The sequence below is a fragment of the Terrabacter sp. 2TAF16 genome (genome assembly GCF_052115065.1).
Taxonomy (GTDB): Bacteria; Actinomycetota; Actinomycetes; order Actinomycetales; family Dermatophilaceae; genus Terrabacter.
In genome coordinates this window covers 210,873-223,754 of record NZ_JBFRFZ010000009.1, presented here as the reverse complement: position 1 = coordinate 223,754, position 12,882 = coordinate 210,873, and the positions used below count along the sequence as shown (strand labels likewise).

The window sequence follows — 12,882 nt, the reverse complement described above, 5'->3', positions numbered from 1 at the left end:
ACCCTAAAGGGCGCCAGCTACCGGCTACGCAACCGAGGAATCGACACCCTGCCCAGCATCAGAACCCAAGACCCGGCAGACTAGAACCGACAAACCGGTGGCCTCGTTTTCGACCGTCGGAACGGCCTCGTTTTCGAGCGGCGTCGACATCTGGCGCGCCGGCGATTCCTTTTTCTCACCGATCAGAGGTACGCCATGAACAAGAACCGATGGCTAGCGACAGTTGGTGCCGTGGCCGTGGCAGCAGGTTCGCTGCTGACCTTGGGGCCGACCGTCAGCTCCGCCCAACCCTTTGGATTCCAGAGTCTCAACTCCGTCCAGAAGAGGCATGTGTCTGGCCTGCTGTCCTCGGAGCTCGATGTCAGCACTGCGGCGCGCTCGCGCGGCGCCGCGCCCGTGCGCGCCACCCCCAGAGTGCCCCAGCAGTCGGGACCGAACGGCTGCAAGGCCACGCGCGGCTCGAACATCAAGGTCAACGCCAACTGCCTGAACCTCACCGACGCCGATCTGTCCGGGCGCGGCCAGGCCCAGAATGAGACCTGGATCGCCGTCGACCCCAACGACTCGTCCCGGATCGTGGCCAGCTACAACGACTACCGCCGGGGGGACGGAACCTGCGGAGTCTCCTACTCCAACAACGCCGGACGCACCTGGGCTGACAGCACGACACCCAACGGCTTCGTCCGCGGAGACTTCGTCGGCAGTGCCAGGGAGTACTGGCAGGCAGGCGGAGACACCAGTGTCGCGTGGGATACCAAGGGCAACGTGTACTTGTCCTGCCAGGCGTTCAACCGGGGCATCCCGGTGTCGCCCAACCCGGACCAGTCGAGTGCCTTCTACGTCTTCCGCTCCACGGGCACCGGAGGCGCATCGTTCAACTTCACCGGCCGATCCGTGGCGACGCACGACGACACCGCCGGCGCCGGAGACTTCCTCCTCGACAAGCAGCTTCTGACCGTGGACAACCACGCGAGAAGCCGGTTCGCCGACAGGGTGTATGTCACGTGGACCACGTTCGCCGCAGACGGCACCGGCTATATCTACGAGGCCTACTCCAAGGACTACGGCGAGTCGTTCTCGGCTCCGGTGCTCGTCAGCAGCAACAGCAGCCATTGCGGCAACACCTTCGGTATACCCACCCCTCGTGGCAACTGCAACGAGAACCAGGACTCGCAGCCGTTCACTGGACCTGACGGCACCTTGTACGTCGTCTACAACAACTTCAACAACGTCGTGACCGGTGCCGACAACCGCAGCCAGGTGCTGCTGGCCAGGTCGACGGACGGTGGCGCGAGCTTCACGGCGCCCGTGAAGGTGTCCGACTACTACGAGCTGCCCGACTGCGACACCTACCAGGGCGCCGGTTCGGACCCAGGCCGGTCCTGCGTCGTCGAGAAGGGCGCGAGCCACAACTCGATCTTCCGGGCGAGCAACTACCCGATCGGCGGCGTGGACCCGACCGACTCCCACCGGGTCGTCGTGACCTTCGGCTCGTACATCAACCGCAGCTCGAACGAGTCCCGAGGCTGCACCCCTGACGGATTCGCCGCCGACGGCATCAACACCTACATCGGCGTCAAAGCCGGCGGGTGCAACAACGACATCGTCTACAGCACCTCCACGGATCGTGGAGCCCACTTCTCCGGGGGATCCATCGACCCGCGCCTGCTGCCGGTCGTCACCGACGCCAGGCGGCAGAACAGAACCGACCAGTTCTGGCAGGGTGCGGCATTCACCCCTCGTGGGGTTCTCGTCGCGAGCTACTACGACCGCTCGTACGGTTCCGACAACTTCACCGGCTACTCGGACATCACGTTGTCCGCATCCCACGACCGGGTCGGCTTCGCGCACCGACGGGTGACCTCGTCGTCCATGCCCCCACCGACCCAGTTCGGAGGGGTGTTCATCGGCGACTACGCGGGCGTCGCCGTGACCCGCAGCACGGCATACCCGCTCTGGGCTGACACCCGGACCGTCGACGAGTTCCTCTGCCCCGGCACAGGGACCCCGACGACGCCTCCGACCGTCTGCACCGGTTCGGCGCCGAACGCACCGATCGCGAACGACCAGGACATCTACGTGGCACCGATACGCATCCCGTAGACGATCCGGTGGCCGCCCTCGGGTGCCCGCCGTCCGTGACGGGGCGCTCCTGGGAAGACCTACAGGAACGGAGGAACCGCGGGTCAAGGCTCTTGACCCGCGGTTCCGGGCGCTGTCCAAGGGCGGGGTCGACCCGTCAAGCCTCCGACTTCAGCCCTGAGTCGGGGACGCTGCGCACTCCGCCGCGTCCGCTTCGCCGCGCCGCTCCGAGCGAGATCAGCCGCGAAGACGATGAATCGTTCTCCGGTCCGCTCACCAGTCAGACAGTCACCACGGATCCGGTATGCGGTCTCCACAGTTCGCCCATCAGTGACGCGATGTCCGCGCATCCTCTGTGTCGTTTCAACTGTCTCCGCCGTCAGTCCGCTTGCAGCGTCACACCGTCGCCTGCCGGACGACCCGACGGGCACCGGTGTGAGCGCACGTGACCGTACCGATCTACTGTTGCTGGATGCTCACGAACCGGTCGGCGCCGCATGCGCGGGTGACACCCGTTCTGACCGTGGCCGACGTTCGCGCGGCGGTGGGGTGGTACGCCGATGTCTTCGGGTTCGTCGAACACGTCCGCATCGGCCAAGGGCACCGCTCACAGCTCGGGCTGCCGGACGGGCCGCCGGCCGAGCTCGTGGTGGCCGAGGTTCGGCCCGGGCGGCGGACGCCCCAGAGTGGGCGTTCTCACCAGGTCATGCTCAAGGTCGACGACGTCGCGCGCGTGGTCGAGACGGCGACGGCTCGAGGCGCCGTCCTCGTCGACCCACCGCACGACTGGGAGTACGGCGAGCGGCAGGCCACGATCGATGACCCGTTCGGGCACCAGTGGGTCCTCAACCAGACGATCGACGACGTCGTGCCCGAGAAGTGGGGCGGTCAGACCGTATCCCCGCGCCCGGTTTCCCAGTAGCGGCGTGTGGTGATCCTTGCGTATGCCGTGTCGTACCCCCGGCGGCCAGCGGGCTCTTCGCCGCCGGCCATCCCAGCCGCATGCCACCCCCGCAGACCTCGGCCCGTACGCAGCCCTGGTCGACGATCCCGATGGCAACGTCGTCCTTCTGACGTCCGACGCGGCGGCGCGGGTCGACAAGAACGACGCGTAGCGTCCCACTGCGAGCGGGGAGTCTCCGATCGTGTCGAGATACTGCTGGGGTACGCCTCGATCCACTGTCTCGAGCTCTGCGGCTGGCCCGCAGCAGGGCGGGTACCTACTTCCACCTGAAGTGGACGAAGACGCGGCCGAAGTTGTCGGAGTCCTTTTCGACCCGGTGGTAAAGGCCCTTGATGTCCTTGCGGTCCAGGAAGCGCAGCACCCGCTTCTTGAGCTGACCCGAGCCCTTCCCCGGGATGATCTCAACCAGGGGCGCCTTCTTCTCGATCGCCTCGTCGATGACCGATCGGAGCGCTCGCTCGATCTCATCGCCCCTGTTGTAGATGTCGTGCAAGTCGAGCTTGAGCTTCACAACACGATCCTCCAGCCCCCGCACGGACAGCGCCAGGTGCACGGCGCCTCTCTCTTCGTTCCCCAGCCGTGAAGCCCGTATGCAGCACCGGCATCGTTGAGCCCATTCCCCGCCGGGTCTGCGGCCCGGCCGTCGACGTGCGTCACACCACCGCCAGTCGACCGCCGCGGTGGGCCCAAGGGATAGCGCTGGCTGCAGCGAAGTCGGTCAAGGTGGCGGACCGGGTCCGCATCTGGGGTGGTGTGCGCCCCTCGCGCGAAGGCCGGATGAACCCCGAGCCCCGGGAGCTCGGGTTTACGGGCGACTGGGTGGCAGCTCAGGGTTGGTTCGGGATCGACGTCAGGGTCATGCCGGATGTGGAGCGGTGGCGGGGAGGCGCATTCTGCGGAACATGCACGATGTCGACCGAACGTTGAAGCGCATGGCCGTCCCGCCTGACGGTAGGTCCCCGTCAGCAGCGAGGGCCGCGCCACCTCAGTACAGCCTGCGCCAGGTGCTGGGCGTGTGGGCGTTGGCGGCACTGCCGATGGCGGTGCTGGCTTGGCTGGTCACCCCGGCGTTGGCGGATCGGCTGAGTGGTCCTGCCGCTTGGCCGAAAGCACTGCTGGCATGTCTGACGGTGGGCCTGATGTGGCAAGGCGTCGTGGTCCTGGTCCTGCTGCGACGCGAGATCGGTCCCCTTCACTGGGGCGCCGTCAAGGACGCACTGTGGTTGCGTCCGCCACGTAGCCCGGGCACCGGCCGCATTGGTGGACAGCTGTGGTGGGTGCTGGTCCCGGCGATTCTCGTCGTCGGCATCGAGCAGCTCCTCCCCTCGCTGCCGGTCCCGGCCGGTCGAGACCTCGGGGTTCTCCTCCGGTCCTCGGAGGGGCACGACTTCCTGTCGGGGAACTGGCCGTGGTTCGCGGCGATCGTTGTGATGGCCGTCTTCAACACGATCCTCGGAGAGGAGCTGCTCTTCCGCGGGCTCCTGCTGCCCAGGATGCACGGCGTCTTCGGCCGCGCCGACTGGCTGGCCAACGGGGTCCTGTTCGCGGCCTATCACCTGCACATGCCGTGGGCCATCCCCAAGATCCTGCTGGACAGTCTGGCGCTGGCCTATCCGGCCCGCCGGTACACCAGTGCCTGGCTGGCCATCATCGTGCACAGTCTGCAGTCGGTGCTCATCGTGGCGGCGTCACTCGCGCTCGTTCTTCATTGACCGCATGGTTCACCTCATGGCCGACCAAGCGGCTAGACAACCGTGCCCTTCCGCCGCGAAGCGGCCGTGTCCTTCCGCCGCCCGTGCAGCGACGCGCACCTCACCCCGGCAGCGACCACTCTTGCGCCGCACCGTCCGAGGTCCCTTGTCATTGGGGCGACCATCGTGACCCCACACGGCCGTTCGGGCTGCAAGGACCGCAGGAGGACGAGATGACGATTCCTGCGGAGCGGGCCCTCTACGCGATCCGCAGGCCATGGCACTACTCAGCATGAGCCGCTCCGTGATCTACGAGCAGATTCGGGCTGGCCGGCGCGAGGTCGTGCATCAGGGGCGACGCTGCTACGTCACGGCAGGCGCTCGAGCGCTATGTGGCCCTGCTCGAGAGTCAGGCGCTGATCGAGCGGCGGATCATCCCCGGACTGGGGCGCCGCCGCTTGCGGGGGCTAACAGCCGACGATGTCGACGTCTGGCTCGCCCACGAAGCCAAGACCGCGAGCTCCTCGACCCTCAGCAAGCTGATGTCGATCCTGAGACGATCCATCGATCGCCAGATGGCGCGGGACAGGGTCAAGCGCAAGGTCATCCTGCTCTGCTAGGTGCCCTCAGGACGGCCGGGCCGGCCGTCGAAGGCACTCACCCTCGCTCAGGCAGCGGCGCTCTTGGCCGCGCCGAGACGTCCGACTTGAACACGTACGTCTGCGTGTCGCTCCTCACCGGCGCGCACACCGAAGAGCTCCGCGCACTGACATGGAGCCACGTCGACCTCACGGGGGTGCCGGATGCCACTCCCCCAGTCCCACCGACGGTCCAGCTCTGGCGGTCGGTGCGTGCGCACGGCGACACCAAGACGAAGCTGTCTCGGAGGACGCTCCGACTTCCCTCGCGGTGCGTCGTGGCGCTCGAGGCGCATTTGCGCGCACAAGCACATCAGCGAGAGCTCGCCCGCACCAGCTGGATCGACCTGGACCTGGTCTTCTGCACACGCACCGGCGCTCCCCTAACCCCGGCCACGTCCGGCGGGCTTTTCGGACCGTCGCCGAATGTGCCGGTCTGGAGGCTGCCGCTTGGACCCCACGCGAGCTCCGACACAGTTTCGTGAGCCGTCGCGTCAGCCGCGGGTGTCTCCATCGAGGAGATCACCCGCCTCCTCGGCCATCGCGACACAGTGGTCACGGAGGCGGTCTATCGCAAGCAGCTCCGACCGGTCATCACAGAGGGCTCCGAGACCATGGACCGCATCATCGGCCAGGAGCCGTGACCGACGGCTCGCATCGCCGAGGCCACGATCTGGATCGATGGTCACTCACTCAGTCACTCAGTCCGAGATCTGCCCGCCCGAACCCACACAACACGACAGCCCCTGACCGCCGTTTCCGCTGGTCAGGGGCTGCTTCGTGCTGGTGGGCGATACTGGGTTTGAACCAGTGACCTCTTCCGTGTCAAGGAAGCGCGCTACCGCTGCGCCAATCGCCCTTGGGTGTTGCTGGTACTGCGTGGTGTCTCACCGAGGTGGAGACGGGATTTGAACCCGTGTACGCGGCTTTGCAGGCCGCTGCCTCGCCTCTCGGCCACTCCACCGTGGAAGGCAAGTGGATCTTTGCCTCCGAGCGGACGACCGGGCTCGAACCGGCGACCTCAACCTTGGCAAGGTTGCGCTCTACCAACTGAGCTACGTCCGCGGGAACACCAGCGGTGTAACTTCCCCGCTCGGTGCTTGGTAGACATTAGCCGATCGATCCACGAGATACAAAACCGGCCGTCGTCGGCACGATGCCAGCACCTCAGCCTCGTCTCGCGGCCTGATCGGAGGCCTGATCCGGAGCCTCGTCCGAGCCCTGAGCGGCGGCCCCGGTCGCCGTGCCGACGGCGTCCCTCGCCCCCTCCCCCACGCCGCGCTGGATGGCCGTCTTGATGGGTCCGTGGTCGCTGCTCACGTACTGCTGGTCACGTCCTCGGCGCCCGTGCGCTCCGACGTCGTCGGCCGGCACGTCGACGCCGTCGAACGTCGCGGGAGGGTCGGCATCCGCCGTCGGTCCATCGCCACCCGCCTCCGGGTCCGGGCGAGAGATCAGCCCTCCCGCGCCCTCCATCGCCCAGTTGACCAGCCGGACGTCCGCACCCTCATGCAGGTCGACGGGCCACAGGACGCGGACCGCAGCGTTGAGGCCCGCGCCGATGAGGATCGCCACGGCCAGCGCGTACAGCCAGATGAGCAGCACGATGGGCGTGCTCAGCGGCCCGTAGATCGACGATCCGCCCATCGACGCCTCGACCGAGATCCGGACGACGTACGAGGCGCCGACCCAGATCGCCATGGCGAGCAGGGCGCCGGGCACGTTGCGCCGCCACGGGCTCCGTCGAGGCGTCGACACGTGGTACATCGACGCGAGCAGCAGCACGCTGAAGACGATGAGCGTCGGCCAGTAGAGCGCCTTGGTCACGGTCGCCGCCGCGTCCGGCAGCCACGAGGCGAGCAGCCCCGGCCCGAGCAACATGAGGGGCAGCACGAGGATGGCGGCGAGGATGCCGAGCGTGTAGAGCAGCAGGCTGAAGGCGCGCATGTGCACGATGCCGCGAGCGTCCTTCTGCCCGTACATGATCGAGACGGTGTCGACGAAGACGTTGAGGGCCCGCGACCCCGACCACAGCGAGAGGATGAAGCCGACCGAGATGATGTCGACGCGCCCACCCTTGAGCACGTCGTTGATGGTCGGCAGGAGCAGCTCGTTGATGCTCGACTCGGACAGGAAGCGCGAGGCGTAGACCTCGATGGCCGACACGACACTGTTGATCGTGTCGGCACCGATCCAGCCGCCGACGAAGCCGAGGCCACCGAAGAGCCCGAGGACGAGCGGCGGCAGGCTGAGCAGCATGAAGAAGGCGCCCTCCGCCGCGAGCCCGGTGACGCGGTAGCGCAGGCACACCCGGATCGTCTCCAGGGTCAGTCGCGCGAGCGGGACGCCCAACGGCACTCGCTCCAGCACTGCCCGCATCCTCGTCCGCACGCTCATCGTCTCCGAGGCTAACGGCGCAGCGACCACGCGTCGCACGCGTGACCGGCGCGACACGCGCCCGGCGGCTCGCGCCGGCCGGTCGGGCCTAGTCTCGGCGGGGTGAGCACACACGAGGTGACCAACCAGGTGCCCCCCTTCGTCGGCGGTGACTTCCTCTCCGACGACGTCGCGCTGCGGGAGGCGGTGGAGCGCTGGGCCGGCCCCGCGGCCATCTCGGACCTCGTCCCCCTCGGGGCCCTCGCAGGCACCCCGGAGGCACAGGAGCACGGGCGGCTCGCCGACACCAACCCACCGGTCCTGCGCACGCACGACACGCGCGGCAACCGCATCGACGAGGTCGACTTCCACCCGTCGTGGCACTGGCTCATGACCCAGTCCGTCGGCGCCGGCCTCACGGCCGAGCCGTGGACGTCGCCCGCCGGCTCCGGCGCCCACGTGCGTCGCGCGGCCGGTTTCGTCCTCTGGTCACGTGTCGAGGCGGGACACGGCTGCCCCGTCTCGATGACGTATGCCGCCGGGTCGGCCCTGCGGCACGACGCCACCCTGGGTGCCCGCTGGCTCCCGGCCCTCGCGAGCCGCGACTACGACTTCGGGATCCGGCCCGTGTCGCAGAAGGCCGGGGCGATCTCGGGCATGGGCATGACGGAGAAGCAGGGCGGCTCGGACGTGCGCGCCAACACGACCCGAGCGGTCGCCACCCCGGGTGGGGCGCTGCCGGGCGAGACCTACCGGCTCACGGGCCACAAGTGGTTCTGCTCGGCCCCGATGAGCGACGTCTTCCTCGTGCTCGCCCAGGCGCCGGGCGGCCTCACCTGTTTCGTCGTGCCGCGCGCCCTCGACGACGGCACGCGCAACCCCTTCGCCCTCCAACGCCTCAAGGACAAGCTCGGCAACCACTCCAACGCCTCGAGCGAGGTCGAGCTGGAGGGCACGTGGGGCAGCCGACTCGGCGACGAGGGCCGCGGGGTGCGCACCATCATCGACATGGTCGGTGCCACCCGCCTCGACTGCATCCTCGGCTCGACGGCGACGATGCGTGATGCGGTGGCCCGGGCCGTGCACCACGCGCGGCACCGGCGAGCATTCGGCGCGCTGCTCGTCGACCAACCCCTGATGCGCAACGTGCTGACCGATCTTGCCCTCGAGGCGGAGGCCGCGACCGTCCTCGGCCTCCGCCTCGCCCACGCCGTCGACACCGGTGAGACCGAGCTCGCCCGGCTGGGCGTGGCGCTCGGCAAGTTCTGGGTGTGCAAGCGAACGGCGCCCATGGTCGCCGAGGCGCTCGAGTGTCTGGGCGGCAACGGCTACGTCGAGGAGAACGGTCTCGCGCGCCTCTACCGCGAGGCACCCCTCAACTCGATCTGGGAGGGCTCGGGCAACGTCAACGCCCTCGACGTCATGCGTGCCGTGACACGTGAACCGACGACGCTCGAGGCCTTGACGAAGGAGCTGCACGAGGTCCGCGGGCAGAGCGCAGAGCTCGACGCCCACGTGGAGTCGTCTCTCGCGCAAGCTCGCTCACTCGATCCCACGTCGCCGGAGGCGTCGTTCGGTGCACGCGTCGTCGTCGAGCGCCTCGCCCTCGGCCTCCAGGCGAGCCTGCTCGTCCGACACTCCCCCGGCCCCGTCGCCGACGCCTTCATCGCCAGCCGGATCGCGGGTCGACGCGGACACTCGTTCGGATCGCTCGACGTCGACCTCGCCGACGCGGCGACGGCCGTCATCGAACGAGCCGGCTGACGAGGCAGGCGCTCACGCGAAACCCGTTGGGCGGCATACGTCCTCGGGTCCGGCGCTCGTCGCGTGCCGGGTGCGTCAGCTCGCCGACAGGCGCTTCTTCTCCGCCTCGACGTCGAAGTCGGCCTGCGGCCACTGGAGGTTCATCCCGCGCAGGGCCTCGAGGATCAGCTGCTGCACCGCGAGGCGCGCGTACCACTTGCGGTCCGACGGCACGACGTGCCAGGGCGCGCCGACCGTCGAGGTCTTGTCGAGGACGGCTTGGTACGCCTCCATGTAGTCGCCCCAGTGGCCGCGCTCGTCGACGTCGCCCGGGTTGTACTTGTAGTACTTGTCCGGACGGTCGAGGCGCTCCATGAGCCGCGCCTTCTGCTCCTCCTTGGAGATGTGCGTCATCACCTTGATGACGGTCGTGCCCGCGGCAATCACCTTGCGCTCGAAGGCGTTGATCTGCGCGTAGCGTTTGGACCACACGGCCTCGGGCACGATGTCGTGGACTCGCACGATGAGGACGTCCTCGTAGTGTGAGCGGTCGAAGACCCCGAGCTGGCCTGCGCCGGGCAGGGCCTTCTCGATGCGCCAGAGGAAGTCGTGCGCCAGCTCCTCCTTCGTCGGCGCCTTGAAGCCGGTCGCCTTGACGCCCTGCGGGTTGACGGAGATGACGTGGCGCATGATGCCGCCCTTGCCCGAGGTGTCCATGCCCTGCACGACGAGCAGGAGTGACCGCTTCGAGCCCGTCGTGGACTCCGCGAAGAGCCGCTCGAGCAGGTCGGACAGCTCGGCCTCGCAGGCCTTGAGCGCCGCCTTGCCCTCGAGCTTCTTCCCGGTGAAGCCGGGAGTCGCCGACGTGTCGACGTCGGCGAGGACGAAACCCTTGCCGACGCGCAGCGCGTTGGCGACGTCCTGGATCTCCTCGACGGCCGCCTCCTCGTGCGCCGCGATGACCTCGTCCTCGGCGGCCTGGGCCTCGAGCTTGGCCGCCTTCTTGCTCGAGACCTTGCCGCCCCCCTTGCCCGACGACTTCACGGACTTCTTGCTCTTGCCCTTCGCGCCCTTGCCCATGCCGTCATCCTGCCCGACCGGAGACCGGCGCGACGGGATGTGAGGTCACCGATCCGCGCGGCGTGACAGACCGTCGCCGATACTGACCCCATGCGCCTGCTCGTGCCCGGTCACTCCGGACGTCCCGCCCTCTCCGATCTCGATGCGGCGGGGCTCTTCGGCGCCTATGCCGCACCGCAGGACCGCTGGGTGCGCTGCAACATGGTGACGAGCCTCGACGGGGCTGCGACGGGCGCGGACGGACGTTCGGGCTCGATCAACAACGACGCCGACCACGTCGTCTTCGAGGTGCTCCGTGCCCTGAGCCACGTCGTCGTGGTCGGGGCCGGGACGATCCGCGCCGAGGGCTATCCGCCACTGTCCGTGGACGACTCACTCGTCGAGTTGCGCCGTCACCAGGGGCTCCCCGACGCGCTGCCCCTCGTCGCCGTGAGCAACCGCGGGCACGTGCCCCCGACGCTGAACGGCTGTCGGGACGGGCGGGCGCTCATGGCCGTTCCGGCCTCGGCGCCCGGACTCGACTCGGCGCGCCGTGACCTCGGCGAGGACAACGTCCTCGTCTGTGGAGACGAGGCGGTCGACGTCGCTATCCTCGTGGAGGCGTTGCACCGCCGGGGCTGGGACCACGTGCTCACCGAGGGCGGGCCGAGCCTCCTCGGCTCCTTCCTCGCGGCCGGCCGCCTCGACGAGCTGTGCTTCACCATCGCCCCGCACGTCGTCGGCGGCGAGCACCCGCGGCCGGTCGGCCCCGAGGGCATTCCGGCTCACCTCGACCTCGAGGTGCTCGTCGAGCAGGACGCGACGCTGATGGGCCGCTGGTACGTCCGACGCTGACGACGGGGACGACGGTGGCTCAGCGACGCTCGTCGAACCCGTGGACGAAGTCCCGCAGCACGCGCTCCCAGCGGTCCGGGTCGTAGTTCCACTCCCGGCAGTGCCGAGCGGTGTCCCACCGCTCGAGGCGCACGAGGTCGGGCCGGCGACCCGCCAGGGCCACCGCGGGACCGATCGGCACGAAGTCGTCGCCGTCCGAGGCGATGACGAGCATCGGGGAACGGAGCTCGCCCGCGCGTGCGACCCAGTCGGTGCGGGCCACGTCGATCGGCTCGTGGACCCCGACGAGCCGGCGCGTGCGGCGTGAGCCCATGAGGTCGGTCGCGACCCGCACGAGCGGGCTCGGCACCCGGTGCAACCGGCCGTGGTGACGCAGCACGACGCCCCAGTCGATGACCGGGGAGTCGAGCGCCACGCCGACGACGTAGTCGGACAGCGGTGACCGGTCGAGCGCCTGGAGCACGATGGCGCCGCCCATCGACCACCCGAGAAGGAGGATGCGTCGGGCACCGTGCGACACGGCATACCCCATGGCCGCCTCGACGTCGCGCCACTCGGACAGGCCGAGGTTGTAGCGCCCGTCCGGGCCTCGCGGCGCGTCGCGGTCGTTGCGGTACGCCGTGACGAGGCTGGTCCACCCGGCCTCGCGCAGCACCGGCACGGCCCGGAGCGTCTCCTCCTTGCGTGCGCCGCGTCCGTGCACGAGCACGGCCCAGTCGGACCCGGTCGAGCCGTCCTCCCGACGAACCACCCAGCCCGGCAGCGGACCGACGTCGGACAGGATGGCCACGTCCTCGTCAGGCAGACCCAGGCTCACCGACGGCCGGTCCCAGAAGTAGTACTGGTTCCAGCGGGCGGGCCCGGTCTCGATCGCGCCCCGGTCGACGGCCACGAGTCGGCGCGTCACCGACTCCGGGTCCGCGTCGACGATCCCACCGACCCGCGCGTGCCCCGCTCCCCCGTCGAGCCAGACGCCGTAGCGGCCGGGCACGACCGTCTCGGGAGTGACGGCGAAGGTGACGGTCTCGGCGTCGTGCCGCAGGATCTCGACGTCGTCGGGCTGCAGCTCGTCGGGCGTGATGACGCGGCGGGCGAAGTAGGCGGCAGCAGCCACCGAGCCTCCGGCGGCGCCGAGCACCGAACCCGTGCCGGCGGCCGCGGCCACGAGCACCGGACGCGAGACGAGACGGCGCACCTGCACGGGCCCATCGTCGCAAACGACCCGCCCACGTCGTGGGAGGGCGTGCCGCCGCAGGGACGGTATGCGGACCAGACGTATCAAACAGGACGTTCGGGGCACCGTCCTTCGGGAGCCTCGGGGACCACGGGCGGCGAGCCGCACACCCCGATCGTTCCCCGGCCCGCCCGTCGGGCCGGTCGCGGTCGAGAGGTGCCGTTCGGGGTCACGGTCACCACCTGCCCGCCTCGGGGTGCGAGGACCTGCTCCGCGCGCCGCTTCTCACCGTCTCGTCCC

The 12,882-nt window shown here is 69.2% G+C and carries 10 protein-coding genes and 3 tRNA genes; 6 read left to right on the top strand and 7 right to left on the bottom strand.

Annotation, left to right across the window (positions count from 1 at the left end):
* The first annotated feature begins 330 nt into the window (after positions 1–330).
* Both AB4Z14_RS15720 and AB4Z14_RS15715 read left to right on the top strand, forming a co-directional pair.
* Complete coding sequence (locus AB4Z14_RS15720; protein WP_442275997.1) at positions 331–2,103, top strand: hypothetical protein; 1,773 nt, start codon at positions 331–333, stop codon at positions 2,101–2,103.
* A gap of 451 nt (positions 2,104–2,554) precedes the next feature.
* Complete coding sequence (locus tag AB4Z14_RS15715; protein ID WP_442275996.1) at positions 2,555–3,004, top strand: VOC family protein; 450 nt, start codon at positions 2,555–2,557, stop codon at positions 3,002–3,004.
* A 298-nt stretch (positions 3,005–3,302) separates the two neighbouring features.
* Here AB4Z14_RS15715 and AB4Z14_RS15710 read toward each other — a convergent pair whose 3' ends face one another.
* Positions 3,303–3,557 carry a Smr/MutS family protein gene (locus AB4Z14_RS15710; RefSeq protein ID WP_442275995.1) on the bottom strand — a complete coding sequence of 85 codons (255 nt, stop codon included), beginning with the start codon at positions 3,555–3,557 and terminating at the stop codon, positions 3,303–3,305.
* 493 nt (positions 3,558–4,050) lie between these two features.
* On the opposite strand from AB4Z14_RS15710, the gene AB4Z14_RS15705 reads away from it, so the two are divergent.
* The gene (locus tag AB4Z14_RS15705; protein WP_442275994.1) at positions 4,051–4,758 is read left to right on the top strand and encodes a CPBP family intramembrane glutamic endopeptidase; all 708 of its coding nucleotides are present in this window, start codon (positions 4,051–4,053) and stop codon (positions 4,756–4,758) included.
* A gap of 371 nt (positions 4,759–5,129) precedes the next feature.
* Entirely contained in the window at positions 5,130–5,357 is a 228-nt protein-coding gene (locus tag AB4Z14_RS15700) for a hypothetical protein (RefSeq protein ID WP_442275993.1), read from the top strand.
* Between the two features lie 802 nt (positions 5,358–6,159).
* Here AB4Z14_RS15700 and AB4Z14_RS15695 read toward each other — a convergent pair.
* From AB4Z14_RS15695 to AB4Z14_RS15680, 4 genes are all read right to left on the bottom strand, one after another.
* Positions 6,160–6,234 (bottom strand) — tRNA-Val (locus tag AB4Z14_RS15695).
* A 34-nt stretch (positions 6,235–6,268) separates the two neighbouring features.
* A tRNA-Cys gene (locus AB4Z14_RS15690) sits at positions 6,269–6,339 on the bottom strand.
* Positions 6,340–6,367: 28 nt separating this feature from the next.
* Positions 6,368–6,440, bottom strand: a tRNA-Gly gene (locus AB4Z14_RS15685).
* A gap of 102 nt (positions 6,441–6,542) precedes the next feature.
* Positions 6,543–7,754 (bottom strand): YihY/virulence factor BrkB family protein, encoded by a 1,212-nt coding sequence (locus AB4Z14_RS15680; RefSeq protein WP_442276003.1) that lies wholly within the window; start codon positions 7,752–7,754, stop codon positions 6,543–6,545.
* Between the two features lie 120 nt (positions 7,755–7,874).
* Between AB4Z14_RS15680 and AB4Z14_RS15675 the strand changes: the two genes are divergently transcribed.
* A complete protein-coding gene (locus tag AB4Z14_RS15675; protein WP_442275992.1) occupies positions 7,875–9,515 on the top strand; it encodes an acyl-CoA dehydrogenase family protein in 1,641 nt (546 codons plus the stop codon).
* A gap of 75 nt (positions 9,516–9,590) precedes the next feature.
* Here the strand turns inward: AB4Z14_RS15675 and AB4Z14_RS15670 are convergent, their stop codons facing one another.
* A complete protein-coding gene (locus AB4Z14_RS15670) occupies positions 9,591–10,574 on the bottom strand; it encodes a polyphosphate kinase 2 family protein (protein WP_442275991.1) in 984 nt (327 codons plus the stop codon).
* A 90-nt stretch (positions 10,575–10,664) separates the two neighbouring features.
* Between AB4Z14_RS15670 and AB4Z14_RS15665 the strand changes: the two genes are divergently transcribed.
* On the top strand, positions 10,665–11,408 hold the full coding sequence (locus AB4Z14_RS15665) for a dihydrofolate reductase family protein (protein WP_442275990.1): 744 nt from the start codon (positions 10,665–10,667) through the stop codon (positions 11,406–11,408).
* 19 nt (positions 11,409–11,427) lie between these two features.
* On the opposite strand, the gene AB4Z14_RS15660 is transcribed toward AB4Z14_RS15665, so the two are convergent.
* Positions 11,428–12,609 (bottom strand): alpha/beta hydrolase family protein, encoded by a 1,182-nt coding sequence (locus AB4Z14_RS15660; RefSeq protein WP_442275989.1) that lies wholly within the window; start codon positions 12,607–12,609, stop codon positions 11,428–11,430.
* Between the last annotated feature and the right edge of the window lie 273 nt (positions 12,610–12,882).

Bases quoted from the DNA above. Each gene is read 5' to 3' on its own strand.
- AB4Z14_RS15715 (WP_442275996.1), top strand. From the start codon at position 2,555: ATGCTCACGAACCGGTCGGCGCCGCATGCGCGGGTGACACCCGTTCTG.
- AB4Z14_RS15665 (WP_442275990.1), top strand. From the start codon at position 10,665: ATGCGCCTGCTCGTGCCCGGTCACTCCGGACGTCCCGCCCTCTCCGAT.
- AB4Z14_RS15670 (WP_442275991.1), bottom strand. From the start codon at position 10,574: ATGGGCAAGGGCGCGAAGGGCAAGAGCAAGAAGTCCGTGAAGTCGTCG.
- AB4Z14_RS15680 (WP_442276003.1), bottom strand. From the start codon at position 7,754: ATGCGGGCAGTGCTGGAGCGAGTGCCGTTGGGCGTCCCGCTCGCGCGA.